This window comes from Microbulbifer celer (assembly GCF_020991125.1).
GTDB lineage: Bacteria > Pseudomonadota > Gammaproteobacteria > Pseudomonadales > Cellvibrionaceae > Microbulbifer > Microbulbifer celer.
In genome coordinates, this window is record NZ_CP087715.1 from 1,752,552 (window position 1) to 1,772,127 (window position 19,576).

Genomic DNA, 19,576 nt, shown 5'->3' on the forward strand with positions numbered 1-19,576 from the left:
ATCAGGACTCCTGGGTTACCCGAAGCACTTCTTCCAGTGAAGTGATACCGGCGAGCACCTTGGCCGTGCCGTCTTCGCGAATACTGGGGGCCAGGTTCCGCGCCTCTTTTACCAGCGCGCTTTCCGACGCGCGGTCGTGAATCATCTGGCGCAGCTTCTCGTTGACCGGCACCAGTTCGTAGATACCGACACGGCCGAGATAGCCGCTGTGGTTGCACTTTTCACAGCCTTTGGGACGATAAATCGTAACGTCCTTACCTTCTTTGAACCCCAGCATCCGGCATTCGAAGTCGTCGGCTTTGTGTGCTTCGCGGCATTCGGGGCACAGTACCCGCACGAGCCGTTGCGCCAACACACCAATTACACTGGAGGAAAGCAGGAACGGTTCGATTCCCATATCCACCAGACGGGTTACCGCACCGAGTGCGGTATTGGTGTGCAGGGTAGAAAGCACCAGGTGGCCGGTCAAACTTGCCTGAATGGCGATCTGCATGGTTTCCAGGTCGCGAATCTCACCCACCATCACCACATCCGGGTCCTGGCGAAGGATGGCGCGCAGGCCACGGGCAAAGGTCATATCCGCCTTGGTGTTGACCTGCGTCTGCCCCACCCCTTCCAGGTTGTATTCAACCGGGTCTTCGACGGTAAGAACGTTCTTCTCGCGATTGTTGATGCTCGCGAGACCGGCATACAGGGTGGTGGTTTTACCGGAACCGGTTGGCCCGGTCACCAGCAGGATGCCGTGGGGACGGCCCAACAGTTCTGTCATGACCTTCAGGTCGTGCTCTGCCATCCCCAGATTGCGCATATCCATCTTGCCCGCCTGCTTGTCCAGCAGACGCATGACTACCCGCTCGCCGGCGGAAGACGGCATAGTAGAAACACGCACATCCACTTCGCGGCCACCCATCAACAGGGAGATACGACCATCCTGCGGTACGCGCTTTTCAGCGATGTCCAGCTTGGCCATTACCTTGATCCGGGACACCAGCAGCGGCGCCAGCGCTCTGCGCGGTTGCAATACTTCACGCAGAACCCCGTCCACGCGAAAGCGCACCACCAGGCGTTTTTCAAAGGTTTCGATATGGATATCCGAGGCCCCCTGCTTGAGGGACTCGGCGAAAATGGCATTGATCAGTTTGACGATGGGCGCATCGTCTTCCTGCTCGAGCAGATCTTCGGTTTCCGGCAGTGATTCAGCGACCGCGGCCAGGTCCAGGTCTTCACCCAGGCCCTCTACATCAGAGAGATTCCCACCCTCGCGGTTTTCATACTGGCGCTGCAGGGTTTCCTGAAAGGTCTCGGCATCTACCACCGTCATACCAACGGGCAACGCGCAAAGGCGCTGCACCTCGGCCAGAACCAGGGGGTTCAACGGCGCCACATACTGGCAGACCGGTGCGCCATCCACCTCCGCCAGCAGCACCTGATGGCGTTTGGCAAAGGCATAGGGCAGCCGCTTGACCACTTGCTCTGCCATCATTTACCGACCTCGGGCTCCACCGGCGCCGCTTCTTCCTCTGCTTCCATGTTCGCAGGAGGCGGCAGCAGGTCCGGCAATACATCACCACGGTCCCAGTCCCAGAGTCGACTGGTCTCACCGCGCAGACGCAGCTGCTTTTCCTGCATGTCGCGATAGCGACGGCGGGTCTCCTCGTATCCGGCAATCTGGCTACTCAGAATCTTGGGACGCAGGAACACCATCAGGTTGATCTTGTCTACCTTTTTGTCGGTGTTACGGAACAATCGACCAATACCGGGGATATCGCCCAGCAGCGGTACCTTGCTGCTTCCTTCGTTGACCTTGTCTTCAATCAGGCCACCGAGCACCAGAATCGCGCCGTCATCAATCAACACCTTGGTACGAATCTCGCGCTTACTGGTAATGATGTCTGCCGCCTCACCGAAGGAAGGCAGCACGTTCTCCACCTTCTGTTCGATTTCAAGAGTCACAGAATCGTTGTTGTTCACCCGCGGGGTGACCTTGAGCGTGGTACCCACATCCTGGCGCTGAATGGTGGTGAACGGATCGTTATTACTGCCCGACAGCAGCTGCTCACCGGTCACGAACGGCACATTCTGGCCGACAAGAATCTCCGCTTCCTCATTGTCCAGCGCCATAATGGTCGGAGTGGACAGGATGTTGGTGTTGTTTTCAGACGCCACGGCATTGATCGCCACCCGTAAATCGGTGCCCTGCAGAAAGCCGAGATTCAGGCCGTCGCGGATCAGGTTGGCGGGATCCAGGGAAAATGGATTGTATTCAGAAATCTCATCGCCGTTTTCATCGTAGATCGGCGTTGCGGCAAAGTCGTTTTCAAAGCCGGCGAATACGTCGCCGTTGTCGCCCGCAATCCACTTCACACCCAAATTGTTGCCGGTGCCTTCGGAGACCTCGACGATAATCGCTTCGATCAACACCTGAGCCCGACGCACGTCCAGCTTGGCAATCACCCCTTTCATGGTCTCGAGCAAGGACGGCGGCGCGGTAAGCACGAGCGCGTTCAGTTCTTCATTGACCTGAATACTGACCTCGACATCCGCCACTTGCTGGTCTTTCTCGGTCTTCTGGATACTGCCACTCATGCCCTCCAGTACGGGCTTCAATTCCGCGGCACTGGCGTACTGAACATACACGACTGCGGTGTTGCCATCGCCGGAAAGCGGCTGATCCAGGCGTTGAATGACTTTCTTGAGCTGGGTACGGGTAACCGGGTCGCCGGTGAGAAGAATGCTATTGGAACGCTCATCCACCGCAATACGCAGGGGCTGCACATCGTTGCCCTGCTGTTTGCCGCCCCCCTGGAGCAGCTCACTGAGCACCTGCTTCACTTCTTTCGCAGACGCGAACTCCAATGGCACCAGTTCGATATCGATGGCACCGGCGCGGTCCAGCTGTTTGATCAGGCGCACAATCTGATCAATATTGGCTGCGCGGTCGGCGATGATGAGAGTATTGGTGTCGGCGTAAGCAGCCAGGTGGCCGGTTTGCGGAATCAAGGGACGCAGCATGGCGATCAGTTGCGCGGCGGAAATATTCTCGACCTTGACGGTACGCACCACCAGCGACTCTCCCGGCGCCCGCGTCTGCTCGTCGGCAACTGGGATGGCCTGCTGTTTGGCCAGCGCATCCGGCACCACCTTCCAGGCATCCCCCTGCTCAACCAGGCTGAAGCCGTTTACCTGCAGTACAGACATAAAGACGTCGAATGCCTGCTCGTGCGTCATCGGGTCGCCAGCGACCACGGTCACTTTCCCCTTCACATTCGGATGAACGATGATGTTCTTGCCGGTGAAATCCGCCGCCCAGTTGATCAGATCACGAATGTCCGCGTTATCCAACGACAGTGTGACTCGCTCGGGTGCCTGCGCCAGCACCGAAAACGACAACAAAACCCCCATGGCGACTGAAATCAGTCGTCGGTGAAAAACGCTCATCATTATAAATCTGACTCTGATTCTACTTATTTACGTTGACTAATTGGTCTTCAAGTACTTCGAGTGCACACACCTACGCTCCCGCCCCCGTCAGTGCGTGTTGCGCTGGCGTTGTTTCGCCATTTCCCGCAATTTCTCCAAGCGATCGCGGATGGACTGCTGTTTATCCGCACGATCAGAAGCGGAACTTGCGCCAATGGCCCTGGCAGCCTGGCGTGCGTAATTCGCGTATTGCTTGGGAACGGTAGGACGGCCATCGGCGTCCGGATAGGAAAGTTTTTCCATCTGACCGTTGCGACGCAGAATAATATGATCGACCTCCACGGAATAGACTTCGGCACCGCCTGATACCGTGTCTCCCACATAGACCCGCTCGGCAGGCTTGCCGCGCTCGGCGATCAACGCGCTCGCACGCTCACTCACATTACTACTCAGAACCCCGGAGAGCACCAGATTCAGCTGGGTAAAAGGAATGTTTTCCAGGTCGAGTTCCGGCTCCTCGGCGGTTTTCACCGGAGCAACGCCAAAGAATGGGGTATTGGGCAAATTCACAGACTGACGTGAAGCGCTGGCTCGAGCACTGCGGTCCGCCAGCAGGTTCCCCTCGTCTTTGCCGGGAAATGCCAGTTCGCCATATGCGAGCAGATTGACCGTCAGCCAACCACCGATGACTCCGCAGGTTGCTAACAGACTACGAGGTATAGAACGTTTGGACGTTCCGGCGGAACGGCTAAAAAGTGACCCTAAGGTTCGTTTTACCAAAGACATGCGTAAACTCGTCTCTGCTGTACCACTGACAGCTCGTTTTCGTTATTGGGCGCCTATTCTCGTGGCTAGCACGGAGAAAGGCAATCTTGCGCAACACATTGACCAATTTTTAACCAAAACGCAAATGTTTCCAAAACGGCGAGCAATAAAAAGGGCGGCCAAGGCCGCCCTTTCACAACATAGTCTATGGACAAAGTGTTACAACTTTGTTTCGAGCTCCGGAACTGCGTCGAACAGATCCGCTACCAGTCCATAGTCCGCAACGGAGAAGATCGGTGCTTCTTCGTCCTTGTTGATGGCGACAATTACTTTGGAGTCCTTCATACCCGCCAGGTGCTGGATGGCACCGGAGATACCCACCGCGATATACAGGTCTGGTGCCACGATCTTGCCGGTCTGACCTACCTGCATGTCGTTCGGAACAAAGCCTGCGTCAACCGCGGCGCGAGAAGCACCCACTGCTGCGCCCAGCTTGTCCGCCACCTTGTACAACAACTCGAAGTTGTCACCGTTCTGCATGCCGCGACCACCAGAAATGACCACCTTGGCGGCAGTAAGTTCCGGGCGGTCAGATTCTGCAAGCTCTTCACCGACAAACTTGGATACACCCGCATCTTCCACAGCGTCCACGGACTCAACCGCAGCGCTGCCGCCTTCTGCGGCCACCGCGTCAAATGCAGTAGTACGCACAGAGATCACTTTGATGGCGTCGGAGCTCTGGACGGTAGCGATGACGTTACCAGCGTAAATCGGGCGCTTGAAGGTATCCGCTCCCTCTACTCCAACGATGTCGGAGATAGGCTGCACGTCCAGCAATGCGGCCGCGCGCGGCAACATATTCTTGCCAGTGGTAGTGGCCGGGGCCAGCACGTGGCTGTAATTTTTACCCAGATCAGCAACCAGCTTGGAGACATTCTCGGCCAACTGGTGCTCATAAGCCGCGTTATCCGCAACCAGCACCTTAGTGACGCCGTCAACTTTTGCAGCCGCTTCGCCCACTGCGCCGCAGCCACTGCCCGCAACCAGCACGTCAATGTCGCCGCCAATCGCCTTGGCTGCAGCGACGGTGTTCAGGGTAGCGCCTTTCAGTTCGGCGTTATCGTGTTCAGCAATTACCAGGATGCTCATCAGATTACTTTCGCCTCGCTTTTCAGTTTTTCCACCAGTTCCGCTACATCGGCAACCTTGATACCTGCCTGACGCTCGGCCGGCGGCTCTACTTTCAGGGTTTTGGTGCGCGGGGCGATGTCTACTCCCAGCTCATCGGGGGTGGTGGTGTCGAGCGGCTTCTTCTTCGCTTTCATGATGTTCGGCAAAGAAGCGTAGCGCGGCTCATTCAGGCGCAGGTCGGTGGTCACCACCGCCGGCAGTTTCAGCTCTACAGTCTGCAAGCCGCCGTCAATTTCACGGGTTACTTTTACTGCACCTTCTTCTACGTTCACTTCTGAAGCGAAGGTGCCCTGCCCCATGCCAGACAGTGCGGCCAGCATCTGACCGGTCTGGTTGTTGTCGCCATCGATGGACTGCTTGCCAAGAATCACCAGCTGCGGCTCTTCTTTATCTACGACAGCCTTCAGGCACTTGGCCACGGCCAGCGGCTGCAGCTCGTCATCCGTCTCGACCAGAATACCGCGGTCGGCGCCCAGCGCCAGTGCGGTACGGATCTGTTCCTGGCACTGTTTGGATCCCAGTGAAACAGCAACGATCTCGCTGACGACCCCCTTCTCCTTCAGGCGTACCGCTTCTTCCACGGCAATTTCACAGAAAGGGTTGATGGACATTTTGACGTTGGCAGTGTCCACGTCTGAACCGTCCGCCTTCGGGCGAACCTTCACGTTGTAATCCACAACGCGTTTCACAGCTACAAGAACTTTCATGAAAATCCCGTCTCAGTAGTCTACTTAAAAGCTGCGACAGACGGCTCACAGGTGAGCCATCGCAGCATTGGCATCTCGGGCGGCCTCTCGGCGCAGGTGATAGGCGGGCCTGCCACACGGCAAGTAGGCAATACTTCATGCCCGGCCATCGGTTCAAACAGTTGTTTGAGCGGCCGTATGTTGGCCCTTTCAAATTTCAAAATCAATAGCAGAATACTAATCCTAGCAGTCATTCAGCAGATCAATTTCGGGACATAAATCCGCTCTATCCTGAAATCCGGAAACCTTGTGGTCGCGCCGACTTTGGCCAACGGAATTGGATTGTCCTGCAATTGGTCGGGGTGATGCAGGATAGATATAATGCGTCGACATATAAGTCTCCTGCCATAATTCGGCGGCTGAATAATATTAAAGACGCGCGGCATGCTACCGCGCCAAGTGCAATTTGCTGAGGAGAGACCTGTGGAACGCGAGTCAATGGAATACGACGTAGTCATCGTAGGTGCCGGCCCTGCCGGGCTTGCTGCCGCATGCCGACTGCGTCAGATCAACGAAGACATCTCCGTCTGCGTGGTGGAAAAAGGCTCCGAAGTGGGTGCACATATCCTCTCCGGTGCTGTTTTCGAGCCCACCGCCCTGAATGAACTCTTCCCGGACTGGAAAGATCGCGGCGCCCCGCTCGAAACAGCCGTAGAAGGCGACGACATCTATGTGCTGGGCAGCGCGGAAAAAGCCACCAGAATCCCCAATATGCTGGTGCCATCCACCATGCACAACGAGGGCAACTACATCATCAGCCTGGGCAACCTGTGCCGCTGGTTGGCGGAACAGGCGGAAAACCTGGGAGTTGAGATCTTCCCCGGCTTCGCCGCTGCCGAAGTCCTGTACAACGAAGACGGCTCGGTCAAAGGCATTGCCACCGGTGATATGGGCGTAGGGGCCAACGGCGAGCACAAAGATGCCTATATGCAGGGCATGGAGCTGCACGGCAAATACACCCTGTTTGCCGAAGGTTGCCGAGGCCATCTGGGCAAACAGCTGATCGCCAAGTACACCCTGGATGCCGGTCGTGACCCACAGCACTACGGCATCGGCATCAAGGAAATCTGGAAGATCGATGGCGCCAGACACAAGCAGGGCCTGGTGGTGCATACCGCCGGCTGGCCACTGAAGGAATCCGGCACCCACGGCGGTGGCTTCCTTTATCACCTGGAAGACGATCAGGTGGTAGTAGGCCTGATCACCGACCTCTCCTACAGCAACCCGCACGTCAGCCCATTTGACGAATTCCAGCGCTACAAGCACCACCCGGTGATCAAACAGTACCTGGAAGGTGGTCAACGGGTTGCCTACGGCGCCCGCGCCATTACCAAGGGCGGCCTGCAGTCCCAACCCAAGATGACCTTCCCGGGCGGTCTGCTGATCGGGGACGACGCCGGCACCCTGAACTTCGCCAAGATCAAGGGTAACCACACGGCGATGAAATCCGGCATGCTGGCGGCAGAATCCGTAGCCGAAGCTCTGGCCGGCGAGCGGGCCAACGACGAACTGACGGATTACAGCGAGCGCTACAAGAACAGCTGGGCCTGGAAGGAGTTGCACATGCAGCGGAACTTCGGCCCGGCCCAGCACAAGTGGGGCAACATTCTCGGCTCCGCCTACGCATTCATCGACATCAACCTGTTCAAGGGCAAACTGCCCTGGACTTTAAACGATGGCAAAGCGGACCACGCCCAGCTGCGTCCGGCCGCGGACTGCGCAAAGATCGACTATCCGAAGCCGGATGGCGTACTGAGCTTTGACAAGCTGTCCTCGGTGTTCATTTCCAACACCAACCACGAGGAAGACCAGCCTTGCCATCTGACCCTGAAGGATGATGACGTACCACTGAATCACAACCTGCCGATCTACGATGAACCCGCGCAGCGCTACTGCCCTGCCGGCGTTTACGAAGTGATTGAAGAGGCAGGCAGCAAGCGCTTCCAGATCAATGCACAAAACTGCGTGCACTGTAAGACCTGCGACATCAAGGATCCCACCCAGAACATCGTCTGGATTGCACCGGAAGGCGGCGGCGGTCCTAACTACCCGAACATGTAATCGGACATCCGTCAGTTTCAAGGGCACCACTGGTGCCCTTTTTTATTTCAACTGCCCAACAAAGCCCGACCCGTAGGATGGGTAAGCGCTGAGCGCACCTACCATCTCGTGACGGCGGATGCGCTAGCCGCTTATCCGCTCTACCCGACTGTATTTTCACCCGGCAATAAAAAACCCGGGAGCCGTTTCCGACCTCCGGGTTGTCAAGACTCCCTGCTGGTATCCTGCTTGCTGCTACTCAGTCACTCGTTAGAACTGGTATTGCGCACTCAGAGAGAACGACTGTCCAGGCTTCTCCTCGAACACGATCACGCCTGCGCGCTCGATATCGATAGACTCATCCAGCAGGTTCTGCATCTTGGCTTTGACCGTAATTTCCTGGGTCGGGTACCAGGAGTACGTCAGATCCACGGAGTGGAATGGCTTTTCGAAAGCATCCGGCGCTCCGTTACGACCAGCCAGGTACAGACGATCGCCAAATACGTTGTAGCCCAGTGTTGCAGAGTGCATACCGTCCGGCGAATCGAAGCCCAGCATGCCGTTGACAACATACTCGGAAGCTCCGGTCATTTCGCGCACCGGATTGGTCGGCGCATCCGCTTCTGTACCGGCAACCAGCTCGGTCTCCTGCAGGGTCACGTTCCCCTGCAGGAAGAAGCTTTCCATGAAGCCGCCCATGAAACCGAGATTTTTCAGACCTTCGATTTCTACACCTGTGATTTCACCAGATTCTGCATTGATGATCTCACGAGCAACGTTGGTATCACTGGAACCCGCCTCGAAGAACTCGATCGGATCCACGATATCTTTGTAGTAAGTGGAAACGGTCAGGCTGTCGCCATCATCAAAGAACCACTCAGCACGAATGTCGAGATTGGTGATCTCGGACGGACGTGCATTCGGGTTACCTTTGATCTGCTCATCAGTGATCGGATCGATATAGATCGCATCCGTGATTTCACGCAGGTCCGGGCGCACGGCGGTTTTACTGGCGCCGAAGCGCAGCTGGAAAGTTTCCGCCCAGAAAGCGCCCATGTAAGTCAGAGACAGAGACGGGTAAACCGCGTCGTCGACGTAAGTGGCGTCCTGCAGCTCTTCCTCGTCCATCGGGATCTGAGGATTGTCGATGGTGTAACCGTAGGGATTCCAGTCAAGGGCCAACTGGTTGTAATCCTCCCAGCGCGCCCCAGCGGAGGCGCGCCAGGTTTCATTCAGGGTCCAGTCGACCTTACCGAAAACCGCATCGGTCAGTGTTGCCGCAATGTAGCTCTGCTTGTTAGTAGTGCTACCTACGCGGTCAAACACGAAGTCATTGTCCGGATTGGTGATGTTCTCATCACCAAACACATCACCGAGCGCTCCGCCCATTGAAGAAGAGTCGGCAACATCAAACGCGTCCAGACGCAACTGGGTCTGCTTGTAATAGCGCCCCTTCTCGGTACGCGCGAAACCACCACTCAACTCGAGGGTAGAGCTGCGGAACTCCAGCGGCAGAGTTGCAGACCAGCCCTGGTTGATCACGTTATCTTCCAGTTCGGTGAAGCGGTAGTCCGCACTTTTGGTACCGACGCTGACGGTGGAGCTTTCCACATGCCCAGTATCCGGATCGGTAATAGTATCCGCGTAGACATTCACTTCGTTGGGAATATCGGTAGTGGCGACAGAGTCGGAGTAGAACCAGTCGATGGTCAGGTCTTCAGGCACCCAGTTGAGGACACCACCGGGAATCATCGCCTTGGTTTCCGGACCAATGGCGTGTTGACCATTGATCTGATGGACACGCATTTCACGCTCTTCAAACTTCAGCGTGTACTCGCGATTACCACGGCCGTCAGACATCTGACGGTTTTCATCAAAGTAATCGCGCAGGGAAGTTTCATCGTCCGTGTTACGCAGGAACAGACTGGTAGTACTGAGGCTGTGCTCATCGGCGAAGCGGATACCCAGATTCAGGTTGCCGCTCATATCTACGGAATATGTAGATTCATTTTTGGTATCGAACTGCTGTTCCGGATTGCCGTAGTTACGAGCGTACCGTACGGTTTCATTCCAGCGGCTCTTATAGGAACCACCTGCAAGGAAGCCTACTTCCCAGTTCTCGCCCAGATAGAATCGATTACCCACGGCACCCTTCGCATCATACTGAGGATCAACAGAATCGTTTTCGATGCTGATGTCGCGATTCAGATTCAGCGCCAACTCGCGATTCAGTGCTTTTGCTGCCGCATCTGCTTGTGCAACGCTCTCGAACTGCTGCCCCTCTTTGATCAGGGTGTCGCGAATATTGGTTACGCTGATATCCCCCTGGAAACGCCGCAGTGCAGCAGTAATCCCGACGGGCATAGCGCGCGTGCCATCGTCAGTGCCGAGACTGTCATCACCACCACCGTTGTAGCTGAGCACATCACCGCTGCTTTCGGAGTTCATGCCGGTACCGAGCTCAACAAAGTATGTCAGATCGTCCGGGATAGACTTGGTGCGGATATCGACGTTACCCCCCCCGAAGGTGGCTGCTTTATCAGCGGAGTAGCTTTTCTGTACCGCAAGTGATTCCACTACGGAAGTAGGGAAAACATCCAGCGGCACAACGTTACGGGTCAGGTCCGGCGAAGGCACGGTAGCGCCATTCAGGGTGGTACTGGAATAACGCTCACCCAGACCACGCACGTATACAAACTTGTCATTGACCAGAGACAGACCGGAGACACGGCGCAAGGCCGCTGCCACATTGGAGTCCCCTACCCGGCCAATCATTTCAGAGCCGAGGATATCGGTCACAACCTCTTCCTCGAGGCGCTCGTATACCAGTGTTTCCGCAGAATCCATCAAACGCCCTTGCACCATTACTTCTTCAATCTGCGGTGCGGCGACCTGATCTACTGAGATATTGTCATCTTGCGCCCAGGCTTGCGGCACAAGGCTTGAGGCCGTGGCGATAGCCAATACCAGCGGCGCTCTCTGAAATTTTACGTTCTTCATTTTCCAGGCCTCATTATTTCCTGTCATGTACTGTGGTAGAAGCAAAGAGGGCGCCGTCTCCCGATTTGAAGGCGGCGCCCTGTGAATCAGGACCAGATATGCCCCGATCTCAACTCAGACTTACTCGAACCACAGTGGCTTGGCACGGCTGCCCTGGTGCAGACCGTAGGTCCAACCCTGTGTCCAATCGACACCACTTACAGACAGCGCACCCAGGTAAGCGCGCTCTACCGGAGATACGGTAGTAGCTTCATCGTCAACGATCAGGCCATCGATCGTGTAGATGGCCGGTGCGCCACTCAGCAGTTGCAGTTGAGTAGCAACAGTGCTGGTCGGATTCACAGCATTGTCCGCGAACTGGTTATTGTTGGCTTCAGCCCAGGTATCCAGATCCGCCATGTCACCTTTGAACTTCTCTTCACAAGAGAAGATGTTGGCGTCGAGGATCGCATCGCCAGCTTCCAGCGCAGCGACAGTTTCATCGCTTTCCACCCGCAGGCAGTAGTTGTCAATACTTTCCGGGTCGGTAGTCTCGTCAGCAATGAAGGACGCAACGATCATGGAGTTGGTGATGGTCGGGAAGATACCTTCGCGCATACGCCAGCCGGCACCCGGATCGTGAGTACCCGCTGCTTGCGGAGAAACGATACAGGTCAGACCGTCAATGACCGGACGGCTGTTGATGCCCTTGGAAATAATCTCTGCATTACGCGCCTCACCTGCATTGTAAGAACCGATACCGTCGGATTCGATGCAGTGGTTACCGTCGGTTTCACTCTGAATTACCAACGCGTTGGTGATCGTACCGCGATAGCCTTCGTCAATATCGATGGAGTCGTCACGCACGTACAGGCCAACATAGTTTTCTACGTTGACTGCACCACCGAAGAACTCGATACCGTCGTCATAAGTGGAATAAGCCTGCAGGTTTTTAACGATAGTGCCACTACCAACCGCATCGAAAGCGATACCGTTCAGCTCGTCACCATTGGCAACCTGAGCACCAGTGTGTTTTACGCGAACGTAAGTCATTTCACCGGAGCTGTCCTCGTTATTCGCACCGCCGTAGTTGGACTGGTCGTCGCCGGCAGCACCTTCAGCCAGGATATGGCATTCACCTTTCAGCGCCAGAGTTCCTGCGTCCAGGTTACCTTCGTAGGCACATTTGTTGGTTACGCCAAACCCATTGATCACCATACCGCCCCACTGAGACACATCTTCAGCGCCTACGGCACCCAGAACGTCAGATTCGGAAGTGAAAGTGATGGGAGCGGATTCAGTACCGCGGGCAAACAGCTGGGAGCCGCGGTTAATCACCATAAATGCGGTGTTGTCTTCGAACGCAACCGTTGCGCCCGCCTGGATTTCCAGAGCTACGCCATCACCACCCTCGGTAATGCCAGCTGCGGCCAGATCAGCGTCGGAATCGAAGTTTTCACCAACAAACAGGCTGCCTTCGAAAATGTGTGCACCCTCGTTCGGCAAAGCCGGCAGGTACAGATCTTCAACCAGCGGGTTGGCTGAAGATACGAATTCAGTGCTGTAAGAGCAGTGGGTGCCATTGTAGGAACCCTGAATACCAGAGCTCTCGATAACTGCGCACGGGTTATTCTCGTCACCACCGCTGCCCGGGTTGGTCACGGAGTTATCTACGGAGTTGTCATTGGTCTCCGGTTCGATATTGATGCCGCCGCTGTCACAACCAGCCAGCAAAGCAGTGATAGCAGCTGCGAGCAGCAGCTTGTTGGATGCAAGTTTCATGAATCCCCCTAACAAGGATGAAGTGAGTTAATCCGTGACTGTTTTTATAAAGCCAAGCAATTTGGACGAGGGGGAGTCTAGGAATGCAGTATTGCGAAAATGTTACGAAAAGACGGCAATTTAAAAAAATCCGCCGAAGGGCAGCAAAAAAATTCTAATGTGAATCTTTTGTGTCTTTAATGTTTCAGGAAGGCTTCGGCGCCGTTCGGGAAACGGCGCCTTGTACAAAATAAAGACAGGGAAGTTGGCCGGAGAAAAGGGGCCAAAAGAACAGAAAAAGATCTTAACGCCTAATACTCGCCGAGCAGGAATTCCTCCCCGGAACTTTTGAGCCACAGCTGGCACAACCGGGCCGGCGGCGCCTGAGGCTCTCGGGCCTCGGCCCAATCTATCAGCTGGTAGTAGACGTCACGCGACATCCGCCCAAGAAGACCACGGCGCACGGCAACGTAGGGAATCGGGAGCGGAGGATCGCCGAACGGCTTGAGCTCCAGCGGATGCGCTTTATCCAGGGGGATCACATCACCGGTATTGGTGGTCAGAAGCACCTGCCCACAGCCATTGGCATCACCCTCTTCCCTCGCGGCCTGGGTAATCAGAAAAGGCACATCCTCCACCCGAACGCGCCATTTCTCTACCGGTGTCACCAGATAGTAGTGGCGCCCTTCCCGCTTGAGGATACTGGCAAACAGGTTCACCAGCGGCTGGCGCTTGATCTCGCTGCCTTCGTGAATCCAGCGGCCGTCAGACTGGATCACCATATCCATGTCGCCACAAAAGTCCGGATTCCACTTGTCTACCGGCGGATGGCCGCGGAACTCCTCCTGGAGTTTCTGCAACTGTTGGAAAAGCGGCTCAGCCAAAGCTACTACCCGACCCCGGAGTGCTTCCAGACGGCACCTGCGCCGCCTGTGGTTGCTGGGGCTCGCTACCGCCCCGGCGACCGGAGATATCACCAATATGAACGCCCACATCCATGATGAACTCCATCAACCCCTCGCGATCTTCAATCACATCGGCAAAGGATTTGGAGTGATACAGCTCCACAGCGCCCTGCACCAGCGCCCAGTAAGTGGAGTAGTAGTAGTACGCGGGCACCTTCTTCAGTACGCCCTGCTCCATACGACGCTCAAACACCCGGTTGAGTGCTGAAGCATTGGAGTTACGCAGCGCATGCAGCTCGGCGATCATCTCTGGCGCCAGGTTCAGCGCGATGATTTTCTCCTCCAGGCGCTGGAACAGGCGATCCCGGGCAGGGTCAGCCATACGGGACTCGAAGTAGGCACGCGCAGGCGCGGTGATATCGCCCTGCTCCGCGGTAGCGACCGCGCTCTTCAGGCGCTCGGTCAGGGACTTCTCATAGTCCATGAGCAAACGCATGTAAATCTCTGTTTTTGAAATGAAATGCTTGTAGATAGTGCCTTTGCCGATATCCACCCGCTCGGCAATTTGCTCCACCGTGACCTTTTCTTCACCGTGCTCTAGCAGGAGCTCCAGTGCCGCGTCCAGAATGCGCTGTTCCCGGGCGCGAAATCGCTGAACCTTCTCTTTTGCCTTATCCATACTTCCGACCTTAACTGTCCGTAAATTTGGAGACTGAAATTGACTATTCATTCATGAATGATAGGCAATTCCCCCATAATGGAAAAGCGATTCAAGGCATCGAGCGCCGAATGCGCCTAACTTTGCGCCTTTTCCTCGCCATTACCCTCCCGAAACACCATCCGTTCGCCTATGACAGTACAGGTGAAAGATTCGGCAATAGCCAGTAGCCGAATAATTGTTATCATTTCACGTTACCCGAATGCCCCATTGTGGAAATGGGCGCCAAAATGCGGTGACAGCCAACACCGCCAACCTCTTAAGCACAATACAGGTGTCCCTCACTCATGCAGGATTCTTTGAGCAAGCTACTGGACGTCGAACTACTGGATAGCAACCTTTTTCGCAGCCGGGAACATGTGGAGAACTACCGCAAGATCCTCTTTGGTGGCCAGGTTCTGGGCCAGGCGCTGATGGCCGCATCCCGGACAGTAAAAGACCGCTTGCCCCACTCTCTGCACGCCTACTTCCTGCGCCCCGGCTCCAGTGAAATGCCGGTTATCTACGATGTAGACCCCATTCGCGACGGGGGCAGCTTTACCACTCGCCGCGTAGTCGCGCGCCAGAATGGCAAGGCCATCTTCAACATGTCGGCCTCGTTCCAGATCGAAGAACCCGGATTTGACCACCAGGCAGACATGCCTACTATGGGCCTGATCCCCCCGGAAGAGCTCAAGAACACCCAACAACTGGCCGAGGAAGCCGGCATGAACGGCCCTGCACACAACCAGCGCCGCTACATGGTGGACTTCCGCCCGGTAGACCCAATGAGCTACTTCGACGCCGCTGTCAGAGAGCCCAACTGCATGTTCTGGTTCCGGGTAGAGAGCCCACTTTCCGACGACCCGATCGAACACCGCTGCGCGCTGTCCTACGCGTCCGATATGGCGCTGCTAGGCACCAGTCTGCAACCGCACCCCATGAGCCTGTTCGACCCGCACATGATGCCGGCAAGCCTGGACCACGCCATGTGGTTCCACCGCAGCTTCCGCGCAGATGAATGGCTGCTGTATGTGACCGACAGCCCCTCTGCCAGCGGCGCGCGCGGCTACTGCCGCGGCCAGATTTTCACCCGCGAGGGCGTCCTGGTTGCCTCCACAACTCAGGAAGGCCTGATCCGCCAGATCAAAGGCTGACGCGGCTTCCGGGGCCTTCAACGGCCCCGGTGCTAAATTTAATGAAATCAGTGGTTTACAGAAGCAAAACCCTTGTTATAATGCCGCCCGCTTCACAACGAAGCCCGAGCAGATCTTTCCACAAGATCAACGCTCAACAAGTCGGTGAGTAGCGCAGCCTGGTAGCGCACTTCCTTCGGGAGGAAGGGGTCGGAGGTTCGAATCCTCTCTCACCGACCATTTTCTATTTTCCCGCCCCCATCACATTCTTTAAACTCCATCCCAACTAGCATCTGGCTCCACGGCACTGTTACGCTTTCTCGCGGTCTCATTACTGCCAATTCAATTAGATGAAATCGGATAGCTGGAGTTCATGCATTACCTTTCCCGTTTCCCCAAGTTCTGCTTTTTCGTGGCCGTATCCTTCTGGCTGCTCACCGCTGTTTCTGCCAACGCGTCAGAAAAGCAATTTTATGATGTGCGTTACAAAGCCCGGTTAGATCCGGAAAGCGGCCTTGCCGATGTTGAGATCCTGCTCAAGGGCGACACTCTTCCCAGCACGCTGACATTGCACATCGACCCGGAGCGCCACATAAACTTTGATGGCAATGAGAATCTCACCATCGAGGAAGATGAAGCGATCTGGAAACCTGAGGGTAAGACAGCGGCGATCCAGTACCAGTTTGTGATTGATGAGAAAAAAGCCTCCGGCAGTTACGATTCCCGCATTACGCCCAAATGGGCGATCCTGCGCACCGACAAAATGATTCCACCGATTGCCACTCGTGCCCCAAAGACTTTGTACTCACGCGCAACGCTCGAAGTTGATGGCCCCAAAGGTAAAGACTGGAGTGCACGGGCCCCCTACAGCAAAAACGCGCTTGGTCAGTTCAAACTGAAAGATCCGGGGCGCCGCCTGGTGCGCCCAAAGGGCTGGATGATTGCCGGTAAAATCGGCAGTCGCCAGGATATTATCGATGGCACCGATACCGTAATCGCCGCACCGCTTGGCAAAGACATCCGTCGCCAGGATACCCTCGCTTTCCTGAGTTGGACGCTCCCGGAACTTAAAAAAGTTTTCACCGACTTTCCCGACCAGCTACTTGTAGTGATGGCCCGTGACCCCATGTGGCGCGGCGGGTTATCTGGAACACGCTCTCTTTATATGCACGCAGATCGCCCCCTGATCTCCGGCAACCGGACAAGCAGCATGCTGCACGAACTGGTACACGTTGCGACTGGCATCCACGGCGATGAGGAAAGTGACTGGATTGTAGAAGGCCTCGCCGAATACTACTCGCTACAAATCCTGCTCCGCACCAGAGGCATCAGCGAGCACCGCTACCAACAGGCGCTGAAGAAACTGGCAAAGTGGGGACAGGAATCCCCCAACCTGCTGGTAAAACGCTCCTCTGGACCCACTACGGCAAGAGCTGTCATCGTGCTTCAACAACTCGATGAGGCCATTCAAGAAGCAAGTAAGGGTGAGGCGAGCCTGGATGATGTAGTGAAAGCACTGGCAAAAAAGCGCGGCGAAGTAACACTGAAGAAGTTGCGCAAGCTATCAAACGAGGCTGCAGGCACCGAGCTGGATATACTCAACCGAGACTTTCTTGCAGGCAAAAAAAAGCCCTGACGACGGGGGGGGGGGAGAGCGTCAGGGCCAAGACCATTAGGAGTGAAACTTGGAGGATTTCATCCTTAACACACTGGACGCACTCGAGAGAGAAGGCGTCCGGCCGGCACTACTAAACACGACATGGGGGGAGTGTGCTAGCCAGCTACTCTCAGTATTAGCCACCACAGTGGATTTGCCAGCTGCCGGAGTAAAAATTTTAGAACGATTAGCTATAGCCGGGAGCGGGCGATACCTTTTGGTTATTAGAGATCAATACTTAATCAACCCTCGCTCAGTTTTTAGCCTCGCGCGCAAACGCGAAAGATTCCCGCGACTTGTGCTTGACTATTCCCGGCCAAACCATAGAATAGCGCCCTCTTACACGCCCACGGGCACGTAAGTATCAGAAAACACTAGGATTTTTACAGTCATTCCGGTAGAATCCGCGGCGTTTTCACCACCTAAGGGTGGCAGCTCCAGAAAGAGCAAATGGCTAGGTGGCAAAGTGGCCTTGCAGAAAACTGCAACTCCATGCGCCAGCGGCGATATAAAGAGGGCCGGTGAGACTCGAACCGGCGAACAAAACCTCTACAGAGTTTAAAATGGCTAGGTGGCAGAGTGGTCATGCAGCGGACTGCAGCTCCACGCGCCAGCGGCGATATAAAGAGGGCCGGTGAGACTCGAACCGGCGAACAAAACCTCTACAGAGTTTAAAATGGCTAGGTGGCAGAGTGGTCATGCAGCGGACTGCAACTCCGTGTACGCCGGTTCGATTCCGACCCTAGCCTCCATTTTCCCTACCAGTCTCCCATCGATCTGACTGGTTGCAACACTGGCAATCTTCTCCTCGCCACGTGTTACCCCTCTGCCCGGATGGTGGAATTGGTAGACACAGGAGACTTAAAATCTCCCGGCCTCACGGCCGTGCCGGTTCAAGTCCGGCTCCGGGCACCACCCAATACACATCTCCCCCGCACTGAACTACCCTATTCCAGACAGATAGACGTCGCGTCATCACCACCTGGAAACCGAGATGGAAAGAATTCGGCTGAAGACTTCACTCTTCAACCTGAAGCACTCCCTGCAATTGCTGACAGGAATGGGCGCCAAGCTGGCCTGTTCTGCGCACTTCATCTCCGGGTTTGATCCCCAGCACATACGCTGCGACCTTCAGGCCTATTCCAGAGCCTTCCACTTGCTCTCTTTTAAATATTCGAGCGATTCCGTTCAGGCTGAACTGTGCGGAGCAGGCAAACGCACCGCACAATTTGTACCGAAGGCAGGCAGCACGCTCCTCCCAAGCGGCTGCGAGCCCAGGCTGAACCTGCCCAGCTTGCTCCAACCCGGTGACATTAATTCGCGCAATTCGCGCGTGACTGAAACCGCTATCGATGGCAAAACCCAGAAATTATCAGACGAAATTCTGAAGGAAGATATCGAAAATGGATTCGACACTCGCGCACTTTTAGTTGTCCGCGACGGAAAGCTGATCAGCGAAAGCTATGGCCCGGGCATCAGCAACGATACCAGACTGCTGGGGTGGTCGATGACCAAGTCGCTGACGGCCATCCTGTTCGGACGCATGGAACAACTCGGCCTGGCCGATCCGCAAAGCGACCAACTGTTTCCCGAGTGGCAACATGACCAACGCCGTGAGATAACGCTCGAGCACCTGCTACAGATGCGCTCCGGACTCCGGTTTGATGAGCGCTATCTTCCCGGCAGTGATGTCACGAGAATGCTGTTTACCGATCCCAACTGCTGGCAGCGGGCGCTCGATAGCCCTTTGATCCATCCGCCCGGCGCCTTCTTTGACTACGCTTCCGGCTCCACCAACCTGCTGACCCGCTGGATGCAACTGCGCCTGGGAGGCACACAGGCATGTATGGACTTTCTCTACCGGGAACTGCTGTGGCCATTGGGAATGTCGAACACATTATTTGAGATGGATGCAAGCGGCGTTCTGGTTGGGAGTTCTTACACCTACGCCACGGGACGCGACTGGGCACAGCTGGCGGCACTGCTGCTCAACCGGGGCCGACACAGCGGTCAGCAAATTGTCAGTGAAGACTGGGTGGCGCGGGCATTGCGCCCAAACGCCAGCGACAACGACGACCGCTATGGCTATCAGATCTGGCTGAACAGCGGTGATCGACAATCGCAGCGATATACAGATCTACCACAAGATGCCTGCTTCATGCTCGGCAATCATGAGCAGAAGATCATGATGGCTCCCAGCCTTAATACTGCCATAGTGCGCCTCGGATGGTGCGCGGCGGAGTATCCCATTGAAGAACGCTTCCGCCGCTTTTTGTGAA

General features: G+C 55.8%; 13 protein-coding genes and 3 tRNA genes. 7 read left to right on the top strand and 9 right to left on the bottom strand.

Annotation, left to right across the window (positions count from 1 at the left end; genetic code table 11):
- Position 1: 1 nt before the first annotated feature.
- From gspE to LPW13_RS07370, 5 genes are all read right to left on the bottom strand, one after another.
- Entirely contained in the window at positions 2-1,480 is a 1,479-nt protein-coding gene (gspE, locus tag LPW13_RS07350; protein ID WP_277611279.1) for a type II secretion system ATPase GspE, read from the bottom strand.
- The gene (gspD, locus tag LPW13_RS07355) at positions 1,480-3,441 is read right to left on the bottom strand and encodes a type II secretion system secretin GspD (RefSeq protein ID WP_230438793.1); all 1,962 of its coding nucleotides are present in this window, start codon (positions 3,439-3,441) and stop codon (positions 1,480-1,482) included. Before gspD ends, gspE begins: the two co-directional genes overlap by 1 nt.
- A gap of 87 nt (positions 3,442-3,528) precedes the next feature.
- A complete protein-coding gene (locus LPW13_RS07360) occupies positions 3,529-4,206 on the bottom strand; it encodes a type II secretion system protein N (protein WP_230438794.1) in 678 nt (225 codons plus the stop codon).
- A gap of 198 nt (positions 4,207-4,404) precedes the next feature.
- Positions 4,405-5,334 carry an electron transfer flavoprotein subunit alpha/FixB family protein gene (locus LPW13_RS07365; RefSeq protein ID WP_230438795.1) on the bottom strand — a complete coding sequence of 310 codons (930 nt, stop codon included), beginning with the start codon at positions 5,332-5,334 and terminating at the stop codon, positions 4,405-4,407.
- Positions 5,334-6,083 (bottom strand): electron transfer flavoprotein subunit beta/FixA family protein, encoded by a 750-nt coding sequence (locus tag LPW13_RS07370; RefSeq protein ID WP_230438796.1) that lies wholly within the window; start codon positions 6,081-6,083, stop codon positions 5,334-5,336. Before LPW13_RS07370 ends, LPW13_RS07365 begins: the two co-directional genes overlap by 1 nt.
- Positions 6,084-6,560: 477 nt before the next feature.
- Here LPW13_RS07370 and LPW13_RS07375 point away from each other — a divergent pair, with 477 nt between their 5' ends.
- Entirely contained in the window at positions 6,561-8,183 is a 1,623-nt protein-coding gene (locus LPW13_RS07375; RefSeq protein ID WP_230439168.1) for an electron transfer flavoprotein-ubiquinone oxidoreductase, read from the top strand.
- A gap of 249 nt (positions 8,184-8,432) precedes the next feature.
- Here LPW13_RS07375 and LPW13_RS07380 read toward each other — a convergent pair whose 3' ends face one another.
- From LPW13_RS07380 to LPW13_RS07395, 4 genes are all read right to left on the bottom strand, one after another.
- Positions 8,433-11,162, bottom strand: a complete 2,730-nt coding sequence (locus tag LPW13_RS07380) for a TonB-dependent receptor domain-containing protein (RefSeq protein WP_230438797.1) — start codon at positions 11,160-11,162, stop codon at positions 8,433-8,435.
- Positions 11,163-11,282: 120 nt separating this feature from the next.
- A complete protein-coding gene (locus LPW13_RS07385) occupies positions 11,283-12,923 on the bottom strand; it encodes a serine/threonine protein kinase (RefSeq protein ID WP_230438798.1) in 1,641 nt (546 codons plus the stop codon).
- A gap of 290 nt (positions 12,924-13,213) precedes the next feature.
- Complete coding sequence (locus LPW13_RS07390; RefSeq protein ID WP_230438799.1) at positions 13,214-13,786, bottom strand: DUF1285 domain-containing protein; 573 nt, start codon at positions 13,784-13,786, stop codon at positions 13,214-13,216.
- Positions 13,779-14,486, bottom strand: a complete 708-nt coding sequence (locus LPW13_RS07395) for a TetR/AcrR family transcriptional regulator (RefSeq protein WP_230438800.1) — start codon at positions 14,484-14,486, stop codon at positions 13,779-13,781. The genes LPW13_RS07390 and LPW13_RS07395 overlap by 8 nt, the downstream gene beginning before the upstream one ends.
- A 326-nt stretch (positions 14,487-14,812) precedes the next feature.
- Here LPW13_RS07395 and LPW13_RS07400 point away from each other — a divergent pair, with 326 nt between their 5' ends.
- The 6 genes from LPW13_RS07400 to LPW13_RS07425 all read left to right on the top strand — a co-directional run bounded on the left by LPW13_RS07400 (position 14,813) and on the right by LPW13_RS07425 (position 19,575).
- Complete coding sequence (locus tag LPW13_RS07400; RefSeq protein WP_230438801.1) at positions 14,813-15,661, top strand: acyl-CoA thioesterase; 849 nt, start codon at positions 14,813-14,815, stop codon at positions 15,659-15,661.
- Positions 15,662-15,803: 142 nt separating this feature from the next.
- Positions 15,804-15,880: transfer RNA gene (locus tag LPW13_RS07405), tRNA-Pro, on the top strand.
- A 133-nt stretch (positions 15,881-16,013) separates the two neighbouring features.
- Positions 16,014-17,276, top strand: coding sequence for a hypothetical protein (locus tag LPW13_RS07410; RefSeq protein WP_230438802.1), 1,263 nt, complete (start codon positions 16,014-16,016; stop codon positions 17,274-17,276).
- 699 nt (positions 17,277-17,975) lie between these two features.
- Positions 17,976-18,049, top strand: a tRNA-Cys gene (locus LPW13_RS07415).
- Positions 18,050-18,125: 76 nt separating this feature from the next.
- A tRNA-Leu gene (locus LPW13_RS07420) sits at positions 18,126-18,212 on the top strand.
- 79 nt (positions 18,213-18,291) lie between these two features.
- Entirely contained in the window at positions 18,292-19,575 is a 1,284-nt protein-coding gene (locus LPW13_RS07425) for a serine hydrolase domain-containing protein (RefSeq protein WP_230438803.1), read from the top strand.
- Position 19,576: the final 1 nt, after the last annotated feature.